Genomic DNA, 22746 nt, shown 5'->3' with positions numbered 1-22746 from the left:
CCTCCCCCCCCCCTCCCCGCCTGCCTGTTTTTCTATATCTCCCTCTCAAAAAAAAGAATTCCCCCCATCCCCCTCGACAATCACACAGCTTTTCATTATAATTATAAAAAACCCCAGAAAGGACGGACGAAACAGTGGAAGAAAGAAAAGAAACCATGGAAGACTACGCAAAGGAACTGGAGGCATCCTTCCGTTCCATCAAAGAAGGCGACATCATCACCGGTACCGTAATCGCGGTTAACGAAGAGGGCGCGATTCTGGATCTGCAGTACTATGCCCAGGGCATAATTAAAGCGGAGGATATGAGCAGCGATCCGAACTTTAACATCCTGGAGGATGTTAAAACCGGAGACACCATTGAAGCCACAGTAGTTAAAACGGACGATGGCGAAGGAAACATCCTCCTTTCCAAGAAGGAAGCCGTCCAGGTGCTCGCCTGGGATATCCTGAAGGGCTACATGGACGAAAAGAAAAGCATCCAGGTAAAAATCAGTGAAATCGTAAAAGCAGGCGCAGTAGCTTTTGTAGAAGGAATACGCGGCTTTATCCCCGCTTCCCAGCTGTCCTTAACCTATGTGGAGGATCTGGAGCCATGGCTTGGAAAACAGCTTGAAGTCAGAGTCATCACCGTAGATCAGGAAAAGAATAAGCTGGTTCTTTCCGCCAAAGCCATTGAAAAGGAAAAAGCGGAAGCCGAAATCAACCATAAGATTTCCATGCTGGCGCCCGGGACTATCCTTGAGGGGACGGTGGAGAGCCTGATGCCTTATGGCGCATTTATCAGCCTTCCCGAAGGCCTGAGCGGCCTTGTGCATATTTCACAGATCTCACAAAGAAGAATCAAAAAACCTTCCGAGGTGCTTAACACCGGCGATAAGGTAAAGGTAAAAGTGCTGAACACCAATGACGGCAAAATCAGCCTGAGCATGAAAGCGGTGGAAGAGAACACGGAAGCCGATGAAATGGAAGCGCATCAGGCCGAAGAATACAGCTCCAAAGAAGAGGCAACCACTTCCCTGGGAGACCTGTTCAAAAAGCTGAAGCTGTAAGACGAAAAAGCTTTTACATGCTGTGCTGCATTCTTTGAGGAGGGAAAATGAGGAGGGGCTTTCATACCATGTTCAGGAAAGGGTTGTCTATGGAAATCAGAAAGCATATGATATTCTCAGGCGAAGTACAGGGCGTGGGCTTCCGCTATACGGCATATATGGCGGCCGGTAAGCTGGGCCTGTCCGGATGGGTTGCAAATCTGGAGGACGGCAGGGTGGAAATGGAGGTCCAGGGCCGGGAACGTGACATAGATCTCCTCACCGAAAAGCTGCGAAACGGCCAATGGATAGAGATTACCGGAATCGAAGAAGAAAAGATTCCCCTGAAAAAAGAAAAGCACTTCCGCATCGCCAACTAAGACGTGGAAAAGCCGGTAACCGGCAAGGGCCGGTGCCAGCAAAAGAGGTTATCATTTCCTGAAGACTGCGGAAATGATAACCTCTTTTTGTCCCCGGAGCAATTTTCAAACAGATGTCAGAAGAACTCCTCCGATACAGCGATGGCAGCGGGATATATGGAAACAGCCCCGGAAATATCAATATTCCTTACAGTATCAGGATAGGTCAGGGAGAAAGAAAGATCAACCGGCTCATACAGAGCTTCATTTGTGAGGAAAAATGCGCTTGCCGCGGCATTTCTGCCATTAGCCGCGTTGCCGGTAAAGGAATAAAGTAGCCTTGGCGTGCCATTTATAAAGGGAAGTATCTGAAAATAATTTCCGGGCTCAGGCGTTGCCAGAAAAACATAGGATACGGCATAAACGTATCCGGGTTGCAGCGTAATGGTATCATCCGTAGGAAGGCTTGTAAGCCCTCCTGCGCCCCATACAGGATACAGAGGAAGAAAGCTTCCGCTGGCAGGAGAGGCTGTGACTCCATACTGGGCATAGGCAGTATTCTGCCAGCCGGCAGGCCCGCGTTCTCCCGCAGGCCCACGCTCTCCGGGAATTCCCTGAATTCCCTGCAGCCCCTGTTCTCCCCTGGTTCCCTGGATACCCTGGGGACCTCTTTCTCCGCGGGGGCCGGGAACACCCTGAGGGCCCCGTTCCCCCATAGGGCCTGCAGGCCCCTGCGGGCCGCGTTCCCCTCTGGCGCCGGGAGGCCCTTGCGGCCCGGTTTCCCCCTGTAACCCGGGCGGCCCCTGCGGGCCGGGTGGTCCCTGCTGACAGCAGCAGTCCTGACTGCAGGTGTTGCGGCAGGGACAATTTCTATAATATTCTGAAGAATTCATTTTTCATTCACATCCGGTTATGGTATTCTATTCTATAATATGCACAGATAATATACCTGTTCGCTGAAGCGAAGAAAATAGAGGTAGACGGACAGGAAGCTTTTTATTATAATTGTACTGTCCAGTGAATACTTAAGCTTGATTTTGAGACGCACTGACAGGCAGTTCAGACACTGTGCGGTGCGGACTATTAAAAACAGAAAAAGCTGCCAAAGGGCGGCGGAATGAGAGGTAAACATGGAAGAACAAAAGAACGCGCCGGAAGGCATGGAAGAAAAAGAGGACATACTCCCTGACGCAGAGCCGGAAGCGGAAAACGAAGCCGGCTGTGCAAACGAAGACGTTGCCGAAGCGGAAGACAACGATATTGAAGAGGCATCTGAAGACGCCGATTCTGAAGCTGAGGAGGACGATGACGGCGTCGGCACGATACCGCCCATTCCGAAGATGGCCAGAGGCTTCCATATCAGCGGCCGGCTGATGTTCCAGAATGAATTTACAATCACAAAGGAAATTTATCTGGAATTTGTGAAAGCATTCATGAGCCAGTACAGAAAGCTGTATTATATAATGGGCGGTCTCAGTATTTTCCTTGGACTTTTCAGTATTCTCGGGGGCGCCTTCAGCTCAGGCTTCATTTTTGTGCTGGTAGGTATCGTATGCCTTGTAATGCCCTTCTTCCTGTATCGTTCCTCCAGGGATAAAAAGTTCGCAAAGCAGGTGGAGAATAACGGGGGAAAACCGCTGGAGAGAAAAATAAGCTTTTATTCGGACGGCCTGGAAATCTTCTCCAACAACGGCGCGCATTCTGTATTCCAATACTCTGACATCACCAAGGTTATCAGCTCCAAAAATATTTATGTTGTTGTCGTCCAGAAGAAGCTTTCCCTGCTGGTCCCGAAAAACAGCTTTATTCTGGGCAATGTGGAAGAATGGAAAACCTTCATGTCCACAAAAGGAAAATGGAAGATAAAATAAAGCCGGCGCTCATTGATTCGTACCGCTGCTTTAATAATATAAACTGAGAGGCATACCCTGCTGCGGGTATGCCGCTGTATTATCAGGAAACGATCAGCCATTGACACTGGAAATCCTGCAAGAGCCTGAAAAAATGATGCTTTCGGAGGAAAAATGATTGTAAAAAGAAAGACCGGAACCGGACCGATAAAAAAAATAACCTGCTTTATCTGCATTATTCTTACAGTGATGCTAATTACAGGCTGTGCAAACAGGGGCGGCCCGACGGAAGAGGGCGGCGGATTTCCTTCCTCCTGCGCGCCGGCTGATGCCCGGGAAACCACCGAAGCGTCAGAAAATCAGATGATTCTTTCCTTTATTAATATAGGAAAAGGCGATGCTTTTCTTTTGAAGCTTCCGGAGGATGGCTATTATCTGTGTGATACCGGAAAAGCAGAGGATTACCCCCTGATTTCCAGGCTTCTCAGACAGAAGGGGGTGGATTCGCTGAAAGGGATTTTCCTGTCACATGGGCATAAGGATCATACAGGAAGCCTGGAGGCTGTCCTGGCCGATTTCCCCACCGAATGCATTTATCTGTCGGCAGCGGATTCTGTTACTTATGAATCCATCGATGTACCTGCCCTGGCCGCGAAATACGGTGCCAGGCTGGTTGCCCTTTCCGGCGGGGAGGCACTGCAGCTTGGGGCAGCAAAAGTACAGGTATGGATTCCGGATAAGCTATATAAGAAAAAGGATAATAATAATTCCATGGTTCTGCGGTTCTGTTATGGAAAAACCGCATTTCTCATGACAGGTGATATGGAAAAGAAAGCGGAAGCCAGACTGCTGGAAAGCGGCTGGGAGATATCAGCTGACGTCCTGAAGCTGGGACATCATGGAAAAACGGATTCCACAGGAAAAGAATTCCTGGAAAAGGTAAAACCGCGGTACGGAATTATTACAGGCAGCCGGGAGGAAAGTCCCGAGTCCATGAATGAGGAAATCGCAGGACGCCTGAAGGAATGCGGAGTACAGGCATTTTATTCAGAAGGGGAGCAGCTGGCAACTGATTTTATATCGGACGGAACCTCGGTCTGGACGGAGGAAGTCGAAGCGGCTGAACAGTAATCTTTGGGGTATCATTGCAGTAAGCCGTAAGGGGAATAGAGAAAGGGATTTTTGGGGAAAAGAAATGGAAGATGTAAAGCCCGGGGCAGGAATGCCATCCGGCTGATTCATGAGCGCGCTGCGGCGCGCAGACAGGAGCAAAGATGAAATATACGGAAAACGGAATCCAATATCACCTTCAGATAAAAATGGGGGATGTGGGGCGCTATGTAATCCTGCCGGGAGATCCGAAGCGCTGTGAAAAAATAGCCGCTTATTTTGACTCTCCCAAGCTTGTGGCGGACAGCAGGGAATATGTCACCTATACCGGCTATCTGGACGGAGAAAGGGTGAGCGTAACTTCAACAGGAATCGGCGGTCCGTCCGCGTCCATTGCCATGGAAGAGCTGGTAAAAGCGGGAGCTGATACCTTTGTCAGGGTCGGTACCTGCGGCGGTATGGATATTGATGTGAAAAGCGGCGATCTGGTCATAGCCACGGGAGCGATCCGCAATGAAGGAACCAGCCGGGAATATGCCCCTATTGAATTTCCGGCGGTAGCGGACATCGATGTGGTAAATGCCCTGATTGCGGCGGCAAAAGAGAGCGGCCATGACTGGCACAAAGGGATTGTGCAGTGCAAGGATTCCTTTTACGGACAGCATGAACCGGAAATCATGCCTGTCAGCTATGAGCTGGAAAATAAATGGCAGGCGTGGCTGCGCCTTGGCTGCAAGGCCTCCGAGATGGAGTCCGCGGCACTCTTTGTGGTTGCGGATTATCTGAAAGTCCGCTGCGGCTCCGTATTCCTTGTGGTGGCAAATCAGGAAAGAGAGAAAGCGGGCCTGTATAATCCTGTGGAGCACGACACGGAGGCGGCTATCCGCGCCGGTATCGGCGCACTGCGTAAACTGATTGCGGAAGATAAAAATAAGTAATTGGGGGATTTTCTTTCCCTGCATCGGCGGTCATGTCATTTCTTTGGCGTGGCCGCTTTTCAGTTAGAAGATTGGAATATCTCTTATAGTTTAACTGACCTGCGGGCATTATTTGCGTTAGAAATGCTTAACCAGGCAGAAAACGTAAGTCCGAGGCAGGAAGTGGTTCAGGCAGTCAGGAAAAAGCTGTCGGGTCAGATGGAACAATATTATTATGCGGTACAGAATGGGTATTCTGTTACGGAAGAAGAACTTAAGATGTGTATGGATGAGCAGGATAAAATAATTAAATCGGCATCCAATTTTGCGGAGTTTGAAGCTTACTATGAAGAAAGCGGTACTACTTACAATGAATATCGTCAAAGAATGAAGGAATATAGCAGAATGCAGTTTACTATAAAGAAGTTATATAATGCTGCTTATGAAGAATTCCGACATGGAAATGACAGGATTGGAGAGCGGACCTGTGAAGATTTCAATGAATATTGGACTTATTTCCTTTTGGATGTTGTTTATCCGGCGACGGAAACCTATAACGAAGAGACTTTGATTCCGCTGCTGGATGAAGCGGAGGCATTTTACAATGAGTGTCTGGGCATTGGGACAGAATAAGTAGTCAGGGGGCTGTCGGGAAATGGTGGCCTCAATAAAGGAGGGTGTAACCGATGACGGTCACACCCTCCCTATAAATTTATCTCCATAAAAGAAAAGGGGGCTGTTGGAAAATACCGATTTTGTTTATAAAAACATTTTTCATTTCTGCACGGATATGGTATTCTATAATATGTAAATCATTATGAAATAATGATAATAGCGGGTTCGTAAAATGAAACGGTTATAATATAAAAGCTGGTAGACTGACGAGGCAAAAAGAGGATAAGATGGCAAAATACGAATACCTGATACTGGATGTGGACGATACTCTTTTGAATTTTGAAAAATGCGAGCTGAATGCTTTTCTCAGGACGATGGAAGCTTGTAAAATCGTACCGGACGAAAGGCTCCAAAAGCTTTTTATTGAGATATGCGATGAAGTTTGGTTGAAATATGATCTTGATAATACAAACAATGCAGACATACTAAAAAATTATCATAAATATTACCGCAGCTATGCAGTAGAACGATTTGTCCATCTGGAAGAGAAAATCAAAACGGGAATGCCGCCGGAACAACTGAGCGCACTGTATTTTCAGAAGTATAAAGGAGAGTTCTGGCCGGAAGAGGATGCCATTGCAGTGTGCCGGACACTGTCAAAATACTGCCAGCTGGTACTTGCCACAAACGGTCTGGCAGAGATACAGCGATCTCGTATATCTCCGTTTATGAATTATATTACCCATGTATTTATATCAGAAGAAGTGGGCGCAATCAAACCGTCATCAGCTTTTTATTCCTGTATTCTAAATACATTACACGTGAATAATCCGGCCGTCTGCCTGATGGTGGGGAATTCCATAAGTACAGATATAGTTGGTGCAAATGAGGCAGGAATGGATACCTGCTGGTATAATCGCAGCAGGAAAGCTTATAACCATTCCATAAAGCCTGCATATGAAATCAGTTTTTTACCAGATTTAATACAGCTTATCAAATAAAACAGCTTATAAGGAGAAAATCAGACATGGCGGAAGCAAACAGAAAAGAAGAAGTGAACGCGGGCATAGCTGCGGTGTGGGATTTGATAACCAGCTTGGAAAATTATTCCTGGCGCAGTGATTTGGACAGGATAGAAATCCTGGAGCCTGGAAAGACGTTCCGGGAATATACACGTGACGGCTTTGCTACGACCTTTACGATTACAGTATGTAAGCCCATGAACCGCTATGAGTTCGATATGGAAAACGAAAATATCCAGGGACACTGGATCGGTATTCTGGAACAGACACAGAGAGGCACGATGCTTGATTTTACGGAAAAGGTGACCGCAAAAAAGGTGTGGATGAAGCCCTTTGCGGGAATGTATCTTGCCAGACAGCAGAAAGTATATATGGAGGATTTGAAGAAAGCACTGAATACGGCAGATGCCCCGGCAGACTGATAAAATACCCTCAGAAAACGTTGTTTTTCTTTATCGTTCGGAATGCAGCGGAAATTGCTGATTGTACATAAAATCTTAATAAATGTCTGTTAAGATAGATAAAAAAGGAGGCATTAAAGCTGTGAGCGATATCCAACAAAAAGAAATTTTCCTTAAAAATTACTGGAAGGCTGTACTGGAGCAGGATGAAAAAACACTGCCTGATTTTTTTAGGGAAGACGCCCTTATCAGATGGCATAACACGGATGAAGAATTTACCGTACATGAATTTGTCAGGGCAAACTGCGAATATCCCGGCGAATGGGACGGCAGCATACAGCGCATGGAGTGTGCCGGAGATACGATGATCACAGCGGCCCATGTTCATACAAAGGACGGCACTCTATCCTTTCATGTGGTATCCTTCTTCCGGATGGAAGATAACAGGATTATAAGCGTTGATGAATACTGGGGAGACGACGGCCCCGCCCCCGCATGGAGGCTTGATAAAAAGATCGGCAGGAAAATATCATAAAGAAGAATATATTCAATTTCCCTGAATAGCAGGAGCACCTTTGGTGTGCGGATAGGAGCAAAATGGAAAAAAAGGAAAATGGTTTTACGGATAGATGGTCCTCTGTTTATTTTTTTATCCCGTTGTTTGAAAATCCGGTTATCATGCCGACGGCGGAGGCTGTTTGTGCAAAGCTGACTGAAAAATTCGGAATGGTGACGGAACTGGCTGAAGAACAGAATATGCCGCAGAAGCCATCCGAACTGAAATCCTTTGTGCTGTGGGAGCACCAGGTCTATTACGAAAAGGAAAAAAGAGAATTTCCATCCCAGCTGATTCTTTATGGGGCGGATACCTTTGATACAGCCCAATTTGATGAAGCAGTTCGGGCACAGTTCTGGAGCTGCCCTGAGAAAGAAGCTTTTATTGCAAGATGCCGTTATTCAATTATGGCAAGCAACATGCTGGCGGCAGGGCTGCCTGTTTTGGAGCAGTATGGAATTCTGGCCGATTATGCGGATGCTGTTCTTGAACTGTTCCCGGATTGTATCGGTATCTATTGGCCGCACAGCCAGAACTTGCTGCCGAGAGAGGTTTACGAGCATTCCTCCTGGAATTCCCCGGAGCTTCATTTTCTGGACGGCGGCCTGAATGTACGTTTTTTTAATATTACCGGAACAAATGAGATGTTGTTTGACACACTGGGGCTGACACCCATTGGACTGCCGGATTTGCAGTGCCACTGTAAAAATCTGGAACCAAACCAGGTAGTTGTTTTTATGCGGAACCTGGCGGCATACCTGTTTGAATATGGAGATGTTATTGAAGACGGGAATACGGTGGAGGGTATCCATCACGAAAAATGGGTTTGCAGGAAAGAAGATGCCATTATCAGTCCCATGCGGGTTGTCCTGGATATACATATGGGTGAATTTGCAGGGGGAAACAGATAACCTGCGCTTGTCAGCAGCATTTATAAACAGGAAACGGAATTGGAACATTGAAAATGCTGTAATTATGGATGGTTTGTACAGTATCGAACCGGAAAAAGCAGGAAATAGTGAGAGGCAGGATCGATGAAGAATATTAAAATGATAGTAACGGATTTGGACGGCACCTATCTTCGCACAGATAAAACCATATCCGAATATTCCAGGAAAATAATTACAGAATGCAGGAACAAAGGCCTTTTGTTCATTATTGCAACTGCCAGGCCAATCCGGGCGGTGAAGGATTTTCTTTCCGAATCGGATTATGACGGCGCAATTTTTCACAATGGCGCTGTTGTAAAGCTGGGAGATGAACCCTTTTCCGGGTTCGGGATACCTAATCCGGGAAAAATCATTTCCATTCTCCTGGACGCGCATCCCGGACTCCATGCCTGCGTGGAAATGCAGGACCGGCTGTATGTGAATTTTGATCCCGGAAATATCTGGGAGGGCATAGAATATACACTTACGGATTTTACGGATCTGCCCTATGGGGAAGCGGATAAACTATTGCTGGAGGCGACATCGGTGGAGGACATGAAGCGCTACGAACCGCTTCTTCCACAGGATTTGTATATACAGCTGTCTGAAAATGCAGTAGCAATGATAATGAACAAAAAAGCGCAAAAGATGCGGGCAGTGAAGGAAATTGCAGCGCATTATCAGATCACCCCGGAAGAAATTGTGGCTTTCGGTGATGATTATAATGATATGGAAATGCTGCAGGGATGTGGTATCGGTGTGGCCATGGAAAATGCAATCGATGACGTAAAAAGGCTTGCGGATGAGGTCTGTGCAGACAATGATGCGGACGGAGTCGCCGGCTGGCTGGAACAGCATATCCTGAATGCAGCAAAGGAGGCTTAATGCGAATAGAAATCAGACAATTATTGCAGCGGGGAGCGCATATAAATATTATTGGTGACAGCCTGGCGGCTGGTGCCGGCAGTTCTGGAAGCTGGAAAACGGATAAAGTTATTCTTTGTGACGGAGAAGAAAATTTTATGAGAAGGATTGCTCCAAACAGCTGGTGGGGCAGTTTTGAAACCTATTTGAAGGATAAATTCCCTGGGTGTACACTGGAAAATAACGGCTGTGGCGGCGCATCTTCCGGACAATTGCGCAATGGGATTGAACAGCTTTTCTGCGAAGATAGGGACGATATTATATTCCTTTTTTTCGGGGCAAATGACAGGAAAAGGGAAAACGGCATGCAGGAGCTTCGGGATAATCTTTCATGGATGATTCGTTTTTTCAGGGAGAAAGGAAAAGAGATGGTTGTTTTTACACCGACCCCTTCAACTGTAATGAATGAAGCTTATGTAAACCGTCTGTACCATATGGAGGACGTGGCTAACATAATTATTGATGTAGCTGAAAAAGAAGGTGTTATCCTGGCAGATAATTATAATTATATCATGGAATATCTATTATTTTCCGGAAAGAAAATCGATGAAATTTTATTTGGCTGTGGCTGCAGCAATGACGGCTGTCATCCTGCAGATGCTGCACAACTTCTCATATACCGTAATCTCTTAAAAACACTTGGACTGTCACCCAAAATAGACGGAGCTGTGTGGCGCTAAAAAGATATCTGTGAAAAATCTGTTCAATTAAACCGCTAAGATACAGGATATCAATATAGCAGATGAAAATTATAGAAAAGATAGGATATTATGTCGGAGGATATTTATGAATCAACAGCAAAATGCCGCGCTTGAAAGCATGAAAGAATGGCTTGCCCATCCGGACGAGCTGGGAAAAGAACCTGCCAAAATAGAACTGGCGGGTGAGTTCGACCTGCATGAGCTGCATTATTATATTTTTAAGTATAAGAAAAGTATTCTGGGCAAATGGCTTCTGGGAGTATGCGGCGGCTATGAACCGGGTGAAACAGAGCACTGTGGTCACGTTTTCAGTGAAATGGAGCCTTATGAAGAAACGACTGCGAAAGAAAAAGCCATAGCAATGGTTGAAATGATACGCAGCTACTGGATGGAACAGGCACAGAAATACGAAGCCGGGAAAATGGCAAAGGATCATGACAGTGCAGAAGATAAGGAAGGAAATGACAGCCAGGCAGGCTCCTTTCTGGGATTTGTGCTGCTTTCAAAGCCGGAATGGAACCTTTCACAACTGAAAACAGATCTGAAAACTGACTGGGATATTGACTGGAATGCGGATGAGAATGAGGCTGAAGACGGAGAAGAAAACGCAGATAATACCTCTTTTGTCATATGCGTCGATGATATGATGGCCGCAGTCAGCCTGATTGAAGCTCCGGTGCCAGAGGAAGAAGCAGTGGCAAATGCTGCAAATAATTATATGTGGCCGGGAGCTGTGGCAGCTGCAAAGGCTCATACGGCGCAGATATTGGTAGCTGTATTGGGAAATCAGGCGCCGGTTCTGGAGAGGGGGAAGCTTCTTGTAAAATTTATTGCTGCCTGCTGTAAACAGGAAACCGTTCTGGGTGTATATACCAGCGGTACCGTTTTTCAGCCCCGGTTTTACCTGGATGCGGCGCAGATGCTGACAGACGGCGGCCTTCCGGTACTCAACTGGATTTATTTCGGCCTATATCAGGAGGGAAAGACCTGGAACGCCTATACCTATGGAATGCGGATATTCGGCAAGGAAGAGATGGAGGTGCTGCAAGCGGACGCAAAGCCGGAAGAACTTCGCAATTTCCTGCTCGACATCGTTTATTATGTACTTGACGGAAATGTAACACTTCATGCGGGTGAAACCCTCGGATTTTCAGAAAACCAGAAGCTGCCCATAACCTGCAGTAAAAGTGAAGTACTGGAAGGAAGTACATTAAAAATTGGTTTTACGGCCAACAAATAAAAACGGAAAGGACAAACCAATGAAAAAAGGACTCAAAACAGGATTGATTATACTATCACTTATCAGCGTGGCAGGAATTGCTGCAAGCATCATGTGTTTATGGGGAAATAACACTGCTGTCAGCATTATCGGAGGAGCTGACGGTCCAACCAGTATTTTTATTGCAGGTAAAATAGGAAACAGTGCTGTCATATATATCGTAACCGGTTTATGCATAATTGCTACAGCAGCGCTTGGAATGTTTGCCGTTAAGCGCAGACATAAATAGCAGCTGGCCGGAGGTTAAAAAGAATGAGGATCAGGGCGTCGGTACAATGCTGCTCCAGCAGGCCAGAGCATGGGCCAAGGAAAGAAATCTGGAATATATAGAACTGGGGGTTCTTGCAGGCAATGAGGGAGCAAGCAGGCTATATGAGAAAATGGGTTTTTCAGATGTTCAGAAGACAATGAGATGCAGACTGTAATTTCAAAAGGGGCATACAAATGAGCAAAAATTTATTAACAGACAGGTATGTTATACTTTCCTTCAATGGGGAGGAGGCAGCAGGACATGGATCGGAGCAGAACCGAAAAAACCACTTCCTTGTTGCTGCCCGGTTCCTTGAACTGCTTACAGATGGTAAGCTGGAAGAAAAAAATGGGGAATATGCGCTCGGTAAAAACATGGAGGCAGCAGAGAGTTTCGGTAGTATTTTTAAGGATAAGTCAGGATATTACCCGCTGCAGAGCTGGATGGATGCCATTGCCGGGCTGCCGGGAAAAGTCTGTGCCGATATGCGGCAAAAGAAGCTGGAGGCACTGATAGATGTCGGAACGATGGATGTGATACCCTCACTGCTGGAATCGGACTGCGATTATCGTATGAATGGCATCAAAGAAAATGCATACCGGAGCGATTTCAACCGTTACAGAAGTGAAAAGGTTTTACTGAAAAACGCCGTCTTAAAGAATATCCTTACCGATGCGGATGTGTGCCTGATTTGGCTGCTTTGCCGGGATGGTAAATGGGATGAAATATTTTTGCTTGAAGAAAGAAAGGAATTTGAAGAGGTACTGAATGCAGTTCCCGCTAAAAACGCTTTTATACGCAGCCTTACTGCATGCAGAATCGAAGTGGTGCCGGAGAAGGGGCTGAGCAGATTTCTGAGTGGTTCAGAGACAGGAAAAAGACAGGATACCATCTTTATAGAAACGGAAACAATGTTTCCCAATGGCGAGGAGTGCATCAGTGCGGTAAAAAGCATTTTAGAGTCCAATGGCCATATCTGTGAGTTGAAATCAACCGGAAGCGTTCCGGTGATGGAAATTGATAATATTCTTTATACTCTGACGCCTGACGCAAAGCGGGTTCGGGTAATGAATATCCATGGTGTCAGAGTCAGCCGTTATCATGGCTGATTTTCAGCAGAAGGGGCAGAAATGAGGAGAGATAGCAATGAATTGTACCGTGAAATCGTTATACCTTTGTGTCAGGGATATGGAGAGGGCTATCCGTTTTTATGAAGCTTTTCTGGAGCAGCCGGTTACAGAAAAAGATGAACTTTACAGTGTTTTTGACATCCAGGGCTTCCGACTCGGCCTTTTTGCTTATGAAAAAGCAGGAGAAAAGCATATATTTGGAAGTAACTGTCTGCCAAGCCTGGAGGTGGATTCCCTTGACATCCTGAAAAATAAGCTGTCTGGCCTGAAAATTGTATTTCCATTAAAGCGGATTGGACAGAACTGGGTTTCGGAATTTGAGGACAGTGAAGGAAACCATATTGAGCTGACTGCGCCGTATCGGAAAGAATGAGGAAAAGGATGATAATTGATAAAGGGATTGATGGAGGAAAGGCTTTCGACTGGGGCAAGACCTCTTCAGATTATGCAAAATACAGGGATATTTATCCGCAGGAGTTTTACCGGCGGATTCTGGATGAGGGACTGTGCAGGGATGGCCAGAAGGTGCTTGATATCGGAACAGGGACAGGAGTTCTGCCGCGCTGCCTGTATTCTTATGGCGCGGAGTTTACCGGAACCGATATTTCAGAAAACCAGATCGAGACAGCTAAGCGGCTGGCTGCGGAAGCGGATATGGACATCCGTTTTATGAGCACTGGTGCGGAGGACATGGATTTTCCTGAAAACAGCTTCGATGTGATTACTGCCTGCCAATGCTATTTTTATTTCAACCATGAGACGCTTGCACCCATGCTTTCCCGTATACTGAAGCCTTCCGGCCGCTTTGTGATCTTATATATGGCATGGCTGCCTTTTGAGGACCGGATTGCGGGAGAAAGTGAAAGACTGGTTCTTAAATATAATCCCTCCTGGTCCGGTTGCGGAGAAACCAGACATCCCATTGCTGTTCCGAAGGCTTATGGTGAATATTTTGAGCTGGAAAAAAATGAAGTTTTTGATCTTCAGGTACCGTTTACGCGCGAAAGCTGGAATGGACGCATCCGTGCCTGCCGTGGAATCGGAGCGTCGCTTTCCCGGGAAGAGGTGGAGGAATTTGACATAGAACACAGACGGATGCTGGAAGCGGAGGCGCCTGAACATTTTAATGTGCTTCACTATGCAGGAATGGCAATTTTAAGGAACCGGAAATAAAGCATAAATATAAAAGAGGAAAAGCCCATGTATCAATACTATAAAGGACTGTTGATCCGGGAAGGAATAGAGGGTATAGCGCCGGAGCTTCTACGGGGACTGTATGAAAAAATTGGCTGGTGCGGCAAAGAACTTCCTCAGCGGCAGAATGAAAAATTCACGGAGGCCCTTCGCAATTCGGCATGGGGATTTACCGTATGGAATAAAGAAGAACTGGTGGGAATGGTAAGAGTGGTGTCTGACAAGGTAATGGTCGCTTCTGTTCAGGATTTAATGATTTTGCCGGAATACAGGAGAAAAGGCCTTGGAAGCTTTCTCATCTCCCTTTGTCTGCAGAAGCTGCCGTGCGGGAACTGGTCTGCAAGAACCACTCCTGAAAACTATGAATTTTATAGGAAATGCGGTTTTTCCATGCCGGATTCTCAAAATGTAACAATGGTATATGATGGCTACATGCTTGCCGGAAAACGCGGAGACCGGTAAAGTAAAAATAAAATGGAGCAGCACAATGACGAATAAAGATATTATGCGGATTGCGACGGAACAGTCTGCACTTGAAGCGAATTGCAGTCCGGAGGACTTTTTCCGCAGTGAAAACATAGTAACAATTTCCACCGGAAATAAGGGGGCAAGAAGAAATCTGGCACTGCCTGCCTACTGTAATCTGATTTCTTACGGCAGCAATATTGTCGCTTCCGTAAATCCGGCAGTAAAAGAAACTGTAGAAAAGTATCTGGAACAATTTGAACCGGGGCACTGTTTTGGCACCCCTAATATTTATTTATTGAATGATGCGTTTCGCAGGGATGGTATGTGTATCTGTTTTATGGCGGAATTTTTTCTTCCTGATGTGGAACGGCTAAAGGAACGTGAATGCGGCTTCCGGATGGAAATGCTGAGGCCGGAGGATTTAACGCAATTTTATGTCCCGGAATGGAGCAATGCGCTTACCAGTGGATGCAGGGAACTGGATGTGCTTGCTGTCGGCGCATATGACGGTGCCAGGCTGGTGGGACTTGCCGGATGCTCCGCCGATTGTGATACGATGTGGCAGATAGGAATTGATGTATTGCCTGAATACAGACGGCAGGGAATTGCTTCAGCCCTGACAAGCAGGCTGGCGCTTGAAATTCTTGCCGCAGGCAGGGTCCCGTACTACTGTGTGGCCTGGGCAAATGTGAAATCGGTGAGAAATGCCGTACAGTCCGGCTTTATCCCGGCCTGGGTGGAGCTAATGCTAAGACCATCAGCTTTTCAAATGCATTGACAGGAAGAACGGTGCCGGAAGAGCAGGGCATATAGGTGCCGCCGTCCATTATCCGGGAAGAAAAAGTCCAAAGGAAAAGTCCAAAGGAAAAGTCCGGATGTCAGTACTATTAAAAGAGTGAATTATACAGTTTATATCTTTATTACATTTAAACTAGGAATGATATCGCGATATAGTAGTAATTGATATATACTATTTGCCATAGTAGTCATCGAAATTTTGTTGTAAAAACAGAAATAAATAACTGTTCTGATAAAAAGCATAAAAGCAGGCATATCATTATGTGGATAGCCTGCTTTTCTATAGTTTTCATTTAATAGTTGGTTCAATTGGAATTTCTTCATCATTGGATGTATTGCCAGTCCAGAATTTAAAGATTTGTGAGGGTTGTCCGTCTCGTATTTTAATCATAAAATTCAGGGATTCAGGTTGTTCTGATGATGTATAACTTAATCTAAATGCATGTATAGTATCTTGGCCATCAGTAGTTCCCACAAGCATTGAAATTTCGGTTAGAATGGCATTACCGGAAACAGCTTCTTCCCATTCTGTATTAATGTACCGAATACTCTCTCTTAATTTTGGAATTATTTTTTCTTCCAGTTCTTCTGTCATTTCAAAGTTTGAATCGGAATAGGTTATTGTTAGACCATTGATTAGATTATCAATATCTTCATTTGAAAGCATTTGCATATTTTCGTCAGTGTCCTCTATTTCTTCCACCGATAAAATATCATTCTTTGTTTCTATTTCATTACTTTCTGTTTCTTTAGATGTTTCTGTTCTTGCAGTATCGGTTTCTGATACTATTTTCTTTTCTTCCAGTATATTTTCTGTAGAAGGTACTGTTTCATTCTGCTTTCCACATCCTGTAAAAGTCCCCATCATTAAGCAAAATACCAATACTAAAATCTTTTTTTTCATTATTATTCCTCCTGCTTTTTTACTTGTTGTATTTTTTTTGACTTTCTATTACATTATACAACTTATAGTAAGTAAAAACAACCATCAGTTGCTTTTATAAATGTACTATATTTGCAATACTCGTATGGAGGTTTCTTATGATAGATGGATTGGGACAGCGTTTGAAAATTGCACGGATGCAAAAAAAGCTTAGCAGAAAACAAGTAGCTGAAATAATAGGTGTTACTGCAAGTTTAATAGGCATGTATGAAACTGATGAACGCCTTCCGTCTCTTCTTGTTTTTATGAAATTAGCCTCATGTTATGGAATTTCAACGGATTATTTGCTTAATTGTGAATCATCAAGTAAAGAAATACTAAAAATTGATGGGCTTACGGAACAACAAGTGAGGGCACTAAAACTTACTATTTCCTGTTTTAGAAATGGAAATCAATAGTATAAATCAATTTGTGCAGGTTAATTAGCGTAAAAAATAATGTTGTGATAAATAAAACAAATAAAAATGTAAAATTCTGAATTTTTTCTTTCTCTTTTTCTTTGAAAGTTTCCTGAAAATATCAAAAAAGCCCTGTCCTACATGACGGTATAGGACAGGGCTTTTTGTATAAACTATTGTATATCTGAATTATGCCATCTGGTTTACAGCTTTGGAAAGACGAGACACCTTTCTGGATGCTGTATTTTTGTGATATACACCTTTGGTAGCTGCTTTATCAATTGTAGATGTAGCAGCAAGAAGAGCTGCCTGAGCAGCTGCCTTATCACCAGCTTCAATAGCAGTGTATACCTTCTTAACAGAAGTCTTTACACCAGATTTGATAGCTTTGTTTCTGTCAGCTTTGGTTTTATTAACCAGAATTCTCTTCTTAGCAGATTTGATGTTAGCCAAGATTTTCACCTCCATTTTCAAGCGAAATTTTCCATTCTTTATGAAAATGTTTCATTAAACCCGGACACGGTCGTTCTAATGGAAACATACGAATATATTCTATCTGACGTGTTGTTATATGTCAATACATAATTTGCTTATTTTTGCAAAAAATAGTCATTACGAATCAGTTCAGACGAGTCTGAACTGTTACCATAGCACGAATAATCAAAATATAAAAAGGGAAAAGCGGGAGAGTACAGATGAGTTGTTTTCAGGTAAGAACGGACCTGGCGCTGGAAGCCAGGGAAAGTATTACGGATGCGGACGGAGAGCTGCGGGGGGTACGGGTGGAGGAGTCCCGGAGTGAGAAGAGCGAGGTGCAGATTACCCGTGTCATCATTGATACTAAAAACGGAGCAAAAGCCATGGGGAAACCGATGGGTACCTATGTCACACTGGAAGCGCCGGCACTGATAGAGCCGGATGAGGATTATCACCGGGAGGTTTCCGAGGAGCTGGCAAAGCAGCTGCGCAGGCTGATCCCGGAGATTGAAAAAGAACAGTCTATTCTGGTGGTAGGCCTGGGAAACCGGGATGTCACTGCGGATGCCCTGGGGCCGGAGGTGGTGGATAATCTGTTTATCAACAGGCATGTGATTAAGGAATATGGCAAAGCCGCCTACGGCAGGGAAAAAATGCATCAGGTCAGCAGTATTGTCCCGGGCGTTACGGCAATGACCGGTATGGAAACTGCGGAGATTGTAAAAGGCGTGGTTGATCAGACGAAGCCGGATGCCCTGATAGTGGTGGATGCATTGGCAGCAAGAAGCACGAAGCGGCTAAACCGCACTATCCAGGTTTCAGATGCGGGCATCCATCCCGGGTCCGGGGTGGGAAATCACCGGAATGCCATTACAAAGGAAAGCCTGGGAGTTCCTGTGATTGCCATCGGCGTGCCCACCGTAGTTGATGCGGCGACCATTGTAGGCGATGCCATAGAAAGCATGCTGCAGGAATACGGGGAAAGCGGACATTTTTTTAACCGCGAGCATCCCAAGGCCATGTCTGAACTGAATAATATGTACGTCACAAGCAAGGATATTGACGAAACGGTAAAACGTCTGAGCTTTACAATTTCCGAGGCGATCAACATTGCGCTGGATATTGCCTGATTGTCTGCATAATTGAGAAGCGCAGGTGCATATATTCTTCTATGAATAAAAAATGGAACGGAAGAAATATTTTTCATAAATGTGTGCTTGTGCTTCTTGTAATTGCCCTGGGGGATTTTCTGTTTACAGGGCGCAGCTCCTCAGACGGAGGCGGAGGGAGCAGTTTCTCATGGAAGGAAGCGCTGGCAGGGAAAGCGGAAGAAAGCGTGCTGAATGTATGGCTTCCTTCCTTTGCTTTTGCGGACCGCAGCAGTACACAGGGCAGCTGGTTTCTCAATATGCTGGGACAGCAGGTCCCATTGTTTGCCTATGCGGGAAGCCAGGAGGACGGTGGGCTGCAGACGGAAAGCGGAAGCACCTATGAACGGATCCTTTTGCTGGAGGGAGCGAGTGAATATACGGAAAGCGAGGACGGGGATGCGCTGGAGGTACCGGAAACATCTGAAGGGAGAATACAGCTGGATGATAAAATGACGCAGCTGCTCCAGGAGGAAAATCAGACAGGCCGGCCGGAGGAAGAGGAAAGTGCAGAACAGGAGGAAACTCCGGTCCCGTCAGCAGATCAGTTCGGCTTTATCAGGGCGGCAGGAAGAAGCCAGGAATACAACTGGAGCTATTATCAGGATTTTGACGCGTTGATTAAGGAATTTTATGCCGTTGATGCTACCACGCAGGCCAGCCCCGCCCGTCTGAACCTGGATTCCCTGCTTGGCAAAACCATGGCGATTACAAAAAATCCGGATGTGCCGCAAATCCTGATTTATCACACCCATTCCCAGGAGGATTTTGTGGATTCCGTACCAGGGGATTCTTCCACGACTATTATGGGCGCCGGGGAACTGCTGGCACAGATACTGCGGGAGGAGTACGGCTATAATGTGATTCACCACACCGGAGAATACGATGTGGAAGCCAGAGACTATGCTTATTCCAATTCGCTGCCCGCCATAAAGCAGGTGCTTGCGGAAAATCCCACCATTGAAGTGGTGATTGACCTGCATAGGGATGAAGTGCTGGAGGGCAGGAAGCTGGTTATGGATCTGAACGGAAAACCCACGGCGAAATTTATGTTTTTTAACGGACTGTCCTATACCAAAGCCCACGGAGAGATTGAGTATTTACAAAACCCCTACATAGACGATAATCTGGCTTTTTCCTTCCAGATGCAGGTGATTGCAAATGAGTATTACCCGGGACTGACAAGACGTATTTATCTGAAGGGTTACCGGTATAACATGCATCTTCGTCCCCGTTCCCTGCTGATAGAGCTGGGTGCACAGACAAATACGGTGGAAGAAATCAGGAATGCCTGCGCACCGATTGCCCACATTCTCGATCTGGAATTATCCGGTAAGGGTTTGTATTGACCGGGAACCCTGATTTTGCTATACTTAGCAGGTGAAAATGTAAGGCGCGCAGAACCCTGAGCGCCTGAAAAACCTAATATTTTATGAATAAAGGAACCTGCTGCATCAGGCCGGTTCCTGAAGTATGCAAAAGATTTGGAGGAAATATATGTCCATAGATCAGAGTAAAATCAGGAATTTCTGTATTATTGCCCACATTGATCACGGCAAATCCACACTGGCGGACAGGATCATTGAACGGACCGGGCTCCTGACAAGCAGGGAAATGCAGGAGCAGGTGCTTGACAATATGGATTTGGAGAGGGAAAGAGGGATTACCATCAAATCCCAGGCGGTCCGTACCGTATATAAAGCGAAAAACGGAGAAGAGTATATTCTCAACCTGATAGACACTCCGGGTCACGTGGACTTCAATTACGAGGTCAGCCGTTCCCTGGCGGCCTGCGACGGCGCGGTGCTCGTTGTGGATGCAGCCCAGGGAATCGAGGCTCAGACGCTGGCGAATGTTTACATGGCGCTGGATCACGACCTGGACGTATTCCCCGTCATTAATAAAATAGATCTGCCCAGCGCGGAGCCGGACCGGGTGAAAGAGGAAATTGAGGACGTGATCGGCCTGGAAGCCCATGACGCGCCGTTGATTTCCGCTAAAAACGGTATTGGCATCGATGAAGTGCTGGAACAGATTGTGAGCAAGATCCCGGCTCCCGGCGGCAGCCCGGACAACCCCCTGCAGGCTCTTATTTTTGACTCCCTGTATGATCCATATAAAGGCGTTATTATTTTCTGTCGGATTATGGAAGGCAAAGTGAGTAAAGGAACCCCTGTCCGCATGATGGCCACAGGAGCGCAGGAGGAGGTTGTGGAGGTAGGCTACTTTGGCGCGGGCCAGTTCATTCCCTGTGAAGAGCTTAGCGCAGGAATGGTAGGATATATCACCGCCTCCATTAAAAATGTAAAGGACACCGCCGTGGGCGATACCGTAACCAACGCGGAACATCCCTGCGCTAAGCCCCTGCCCGGTTATAAGAAAGTAAATCCCATGGTTTACTGCGGCATGTATCCGGCGGACGGCGCAAAATATCCGGATCTGCGGGATGCCCTGGAAAAGCTGCGGCTCAATGACGCCTCCCTTTTCTATGAGCCGGAAACCTCGGCGGCATTGGGTTTTGGCTTCCGCTGCGGGTTCCTGGGACTTCTTCACCTGGAGGTAATCGAAGAAAGGCTGGAAAGGGAATATAACCTGGATCTGGTTACCACGGCGCCGGGCGTTGTTTATAAGGTGCATAAGACGAACGGGGAGGTCATGGATCTGACCAATCCCTCCAATCTGCCTGACCCTTCCGTAATCGAATACATGGAAGAACCCATTGTCAGCGCCGAAATTATGGTAACCAGCGAGTTTATCGGTTCCATCATGGATCTTTGCCAGGAACGCAGAGGCCGTTATCTGAGCATGGAATATATGGAGGAAAAAAGGGCGCTGCTCAAATATGAGCTTCCTTTGAATGAAATTATTTACGATTTCTTTGACGCCCTCAAATCCCGTTCCAAGGGCTATGCGTCTTTTGATTATGAACTGAAGGGCTATGAACAGTCAGAGCTTGTGAAGCTTGATATCCTGATTAACCGGGAAGAAGTAGACGCTCTTTCCTTTATTGTCCATAAGGACAGTGCTTATGAGAGAGGCCGCAGAATGTGTGAACGGCTGAAGGACGAAATTCCCAGACATCTGTTTGAAATTCCGATTCAGGCGGCGGTAGGCGGCAAAATTATCGCCAGGGAAACCGTGAAGGCCATGCGCAAGGATGTTCTCGCCAAGTGCTACGGCGGTGATATCTCCCGTAAGAAAAAGCTGCTGGAAAAGCAGAAGGAAGGTAAGAAGCGCATGCGTCAGGTAGGCAATGTGGAAATTCCACAGGAAGCCTTCATGAGCGTACTGAAGCTTGATGATAAGAAGTAAATGACTTATAAAACGTCCGTCGGCAGCCTCCGCAGCAGGTCTGCTTCCGAATGGACAATAGCAAAAAAGTCCATGGCTTCCATGGGCTTTTTCTGTGAGACAAGGCATAAAAGCATAAAATCAGAGTAGCTTATTTATCTTGATTGATATAAAAAAACGTAAAGGTTCAGTTTTTGGACTATAACGGGAATCCCCGAGTTTACAAACATTTTATAATTTACACTCTTCCCAGCCGGACTTTTTTCTGTTATTCTGAAACAGCAGAGGAAGCCGGCCCGGCAGAGGAACAGGAGCAGAACAAATGAAGCAGGCCCCCCTTGGCATCTATTTACACATTCCCTTTTGCGTACGCAAATGTCTTTATTGTGATTTCCTTTCAGCCCCCGCAGATGAACAGACGAAAACAGAATATGTGGAAGCCCTGCTTGCGGAAATACGGGCCCAGGCTCCGCTTTACAGTGATTATGTGGTAAAGACCGTCTTTTTTGGAGGCGGCACGCCGTCCCTGCTTCCGGGGAAGGAGCTTTTCCGGATTATGGAATGCCTGCGGCAAAATTTTTCATTTGCCCCGGAGGAAGAAGCACCGGAAATCACTATGGAAGCCAATCCGGGAACGCTTACGGCAGATAATCTGGAATGGTACCGCAGGGCGGGAATCAACAGGCTCAGCATTGGACTGCAGTCGGCCAATGACCGGGAACTGAAGGCGCTGGGACGGATCCATACCTGGGGAGAGTTCCTTAACAGCTTCAGGCTGGCCAGAGAGGCGGGCTTTTCCAATATTAATGTGGATCTCATGTCGGCGCTTCCGGGCCAGACGCCGCAGGCCTGGATGGATACCCTGAAGAAAACGGCAGCCCTTGAACCGGAACATATTTCAGCCTACAGCCTTATCATTGAGGAAGGTACGCCGTTTTATACATTTTACGGCGGGGGG

General features: G+C 46.2%; 28 protein-coding genes. 25 read left to right on the top strand and 3 right to left on the bottom strand.

Features of this window, described 5'->3' with window-relative positions; translation table 11 throughout:
* Positions 1-134: 134 nt before the first annotated feature.
* Both HMPREF1548_RS10155 and HMPREF1548_RS10150 read left to right on the top strand, forming a co-directional pair.
* A complete protein-coding gene (locus tag HMPREF1548_RS10155) occupies positions 135-1049 on the top strand; it encodes a S1 RNA-binding domain-containing protein (protein ID WP_021635952.1) in 915 nt (304 codons plus the stop codon).
* Between the two features lie 89 nt (positions 1050-1138).
* Positions 1139-1408 (top strand): acylphosphatase, encoded by a 270-nt coding sequence (locus HMPREF1548_RS10150; RefSeq protein WP_025489704.1) that lies wholly within the window; start codon positions 1139-1141, stop codon positions 1406-1408.
* Between the two features lie 116 nt (positions 1409-1524).
* On the opposite strand, the gene HMPREF1548_RS28885 is transcribed toward HMPREF1548_RS10150, so the two are convergent.
* Positions 1525-2103, bottom strand: a complete 579-nt coding sequence (locus HMPREF1548_RS28885) for a collagen-like protein (protein WP_021635950.1) — start codon at positions 2101-2103, stop codon at positions 1525-1527.
* A 414-nt stretch (positions 2104-2517) separates the two neighbouring features.
* Between HMPREF1548_RS28885 and HMPREF1548_RS10140 the strand changes: the two genes are divergently transcribed.
* The 18 genes from HMPREF1548_RS10140 to HMPREF1548_RS10060 all read left to right on the top strand — a co-directional run bounded on the left by HMPREF1548_RS10140 (position 2518) and on the right by HMPREF1548_RS10060 (position 15511).
* A complete protein-coding gene (locus HMPREF1548_RS10140) occupies positions 2518-3258 on the top strand; it encodes a YcxB family protein (RefSeq protein ID WP_021635948.1) in 741 nt (246 codons plus the stop codon).
* Positions 3259-3411: 153 nt separating this feature from the next.
* On the top strand, positions 3412-4368 hold the full coding sequence (locus HMPREF1548_RS10135; protein WP_021635947.1) for a ComEC/Rec2 family competence protein: 957 nt from the start codon (positions 3412-3414) through the stop codon (positions 4366-4368).
* Between the two features lie 143 nt (positions 4369-4511).
* The gene (gene udp / locus HMPREF1548_RS10130; RefSeq protein ID WP_021635946.1) at positions 4512-5285 is read left to right on the top strand and encodes a uridine phosphorylase; all 774 of its coding nucleotides are present in this window, start codon (positions 4512-4514) and stop codon (positions 5283-5285) included.
* Positions 5286-5447: 162 nt separating this feature from the next.
* Positions 5448-5897, top strand: a complete 450-nt coding sequence (locus HMPREF1548_RS10125; protein WP_157065657.1) for a hypothetical protein — start codon at positions 5448-5450, stop codon at positions 5895-5897.
* Between the two features lie 269 nt (positions 5898-6166).
* Positions 6167-6880: an HAD family hydrolase gene (locus HMPREF1548_RS10120; RefSeq protein WP_021635944.1), complete on the top strand. Its 714-nt coding sequence runs from the start codon at positions 6167-6169 to the stop codon at positions 6878-6880.
* A 26-nt stretch (positions 6881-6906) separates the two neighbouring features.
* Positions 6907-7323, top strand: coding sequence for an SRPBCC family protein (locus HMPREF1548_RS10115; protein ID WP_021635943.1), 417 nt, complete (start codon positions 6907-6909; stop codon positions 7321-7323).
* Positions 7324-7444: 121 nt separating this feature from the next.
* Positions 7445-7837: a nuclear transport factor 2 family protein gene (locus HMPREF1548_RS10110; RefSeq protein WP_331491533.1), complete on the top strand. Its 393-nt coding sequence runs from the start codon at positions 7445-7447 to the stop codon at positions 7835-7837.
* Positions 7838-7899: 62 nt separating this feature from the next.
* The gene (locus HMPREF1548_RS10105) at positions 7900-8769 is read left to right on the top strand and encodes a DUF4261 domain-containing protein (protein WP_021635941.1); all 870 of its coding nucleotides are present in this window, start codon (positions 7900-7902) and stop codon (positions 8767-8769) included.
* A 123-nt stretch (positions 8770-8892) separates the two neighbouring features.
* Entirely contained in the window at positions 8893-9672 is a 780-nt protein-coding gene (locus tag HMPREF1548_RS10100; RefSeq protein WP_021635939.1) for a Cof-type HAD-IIB family hydrolase, read from the top strand.
* The gene (locus tag HMPREF1548_RS10095; RefSeq protein ID WP_021635938.1) at positions 9672-10391 is read left to right on the top strand and encodes an SGNH/GDSL hydrolase family protein; all 720 of its coding nucleotides are present in this window, start codon (positions 9672-9674) and stop codon (positions 10389-10391) included. The genes HMPREF1548_RS10100 and HMPREF1548_RS10095 overlap by 1 nt, the downstream gene beginning before the upstream one ends.
* Positions 10392-10497: 106 nt before the next feature.
* Positions 10498-11652 carry a DUF4261 domain-containing protein gene (locus HMPREF1548_RS10090; protein WP_021635937.1) on the top strand — a complete coding sequence of 385 codons (1155 nt, stop codon included), beginning with the start codon at positions 10498-10500 and terminating at the stop codon, positions 11650-11652.
* 19 nt (positions 11653-11671) lie between these two features.
* Positions 11672-11920, top strand: a complete 249-nt coding sequence (locus HMPREF1548_RS10085) for a hypothetical protein (RefSeq protein WP_021635936.1) — start codon at positions 11672-11674, stop codon at positions 11918-11920.
* A complete protein-coding gene (locus HMPREF1548_RS30830; protein WP_353612046.1) occupies positions 11871-12116 on the top strand; it encodes a GNAT family N-acetyltransferase in 246 nt (81 codons plus the stop codon). The genes HMPREF1548_RS10085 and HMPREF1548_RS30830 overlap by 50 nt, the downstream gene beginning before the upstream one ends.
* Positions 12117-12135: 19 nt before the next feature.
* Positions 12136-13050: a hypothetical protein gene (locus HMPREF1548_RS10080; protein WP_021635934.1), complete on the top strand. Its 915-nt coding sequence runs from the start codon at positions 12136-12138 to the stop codon at positions 13048-13050.
* 37 nt (positions 13051-13087) lie between these two features.
* Positions 13088-13444: a VOC family protein gene (locus HMPREF1548_RS10075; protein ID WP_035321670.1), complete on the top strand. Its 357-nt coding sequence runs from the start codon at positions 13088-13090 to the stop codon at positions 13442-13444.
* Between the two features lie 8 nt (positions 13445-13452).
* Positions 13453-14244, top strand: a complete 792-nt coding sequence (locus tag HMPREF1548_RS10070) for a class I SAM-dependent methyltransferase (RefSeq protein ID WP_035321735.1) — start codon at positions 13453-13455, stop codon at positions 14242-14244.
* A 27-nt stretch (positions 14245-14271) separates the two neighbouring features.
* Entirely contained in the window at positions 14272-14727 is a 456-nt protein-coding gene (locus HMPREF1548_RS10065; RefSeq protein WP_021635931.1) for a GNAT family N-acetyltransferase, read from the top strand.
* A 25-nt stretch (positions 14728-14752) separates the two neighbouring features.
* Positions 14753-15511, top strand: coding sequence for a GNAT family N-acetyltransferase (locus tag HMPREF1548_RS10060; protein ID WP_021635930.1), 759 nt, complete (start codon positions 14753-14755; stop codon positions 15509-15511).
* Between the two features lie 309 nt (positions 15512-15820).
* On the opposite strand, the gene HMPREF1548_RS10055 is transcribed toward HMPREF1548_RS10060, so the two are convergent.
* Positions 15821-16435 carry a hypothetical protein gene (locus HMPREF1548_RS10055; protein WP_021635929.1) on the bottom strand — a complete coding sequence of 205 codons (615 nt, stop codon included), beginning with the start codon at positions 16433-16435 and terminating at the stop codon, positions 15821-15823.
* A 137-nt stretch (positions 16436-16572) separates the two neighbouring features.
* On the opposite strand from HMPREF1548_RS10055, the gene HMPREF1548_RS10050 reads away from it, so the two are divergent.
* A complete protein-coding gene (locus HMPREF1548_RS10050) occupies positions 16573-16872 on the top strand; it encodes a helix-turn-helix domain-containing protein (protein WP_021635928.1) in 300 nt (99 codons plus the stop codon).
* A 189-nt stretch (positions 16873-17061) separates the two neighbouring features.
* Here HMPREF1548_RS10050 and rpsT read toward each other — a convergent pair whose 3' ends face one another.
* On the bottom strand, positions 17062-17325 hold the full coding sequence (gene rpsT, locus HMPREF1548_RS10045) for a 30S ribosomal protein S20 (protein ID WP_025489721.1): 264 nt from the start codon (positions 17323-17325) through the stop codon (positions 17062-17064).
* Between the two features lie 242 nt (positions 17326-17567).
* Here rpsT and gpr point away from each other — a divergent pair, with 242 nt between their 5' ends.
* From gpr to HMPREF1548_RS28875, 4 genes are all read left to right on the top strand, one after another.
* Entirely contained in the window at positions 17568-18479 is a 912-nt protein-coding gene (gene gpr / locus HMPREF1548_RS10040; protein ID WP_021635926.1) for a GPR endopeptidase, read from the top strand.
* A 41-nt stretch (positions 18480-18520) separates the two neighbouring features.
* Positions 18521-19846: a stage II sporulation protein P gene (locus HMPREF1548_RS10035; protein ID WP_021635925.1), complete on the top strand. Its 1326-nt coding sequence runs from the start codon at positions 18521-18523 to the stop codon at positions 19844-19846.
* 148 nt (positions 19847-19994) lie between these two features.
* The gene (gene lepA / locus HMPREF1548_RS10030; protein WP_025489723.1) at positions 19995-21809 is read left to right on the top strand and encodes a translation elongation factor 4; all 1815 of its coding nucleotides are present in this window, start codon (positions 19995-19997) and stop codon (positions 21807-21809) included.
* Positions 21810-22110: 301 nt separating this feature from the next.
* On the top strand, positions 22111-22746 hold a 636-nt coding region (locus tag HMPREF1548_RS28875), incomplete at its 3' end, for a coproporphyrinogen-III oxidase family protein (RefSeq protein WP_021635921.1).

The sequence above is a fragment of the Clostridium sp. KLE 1755 genome (assembly GCF_000466465.2).
In the GTDB taxonomy this organism is placed as follows: Bacteria; Bacillota; Clostridia; order Lachnospirales; family Lachnospiraceae; genus Eisenbergiella; species Eisenbergiella porci.
This window is presented reverse-complemented; position numbering and strand designations above follow the sequence as displayed.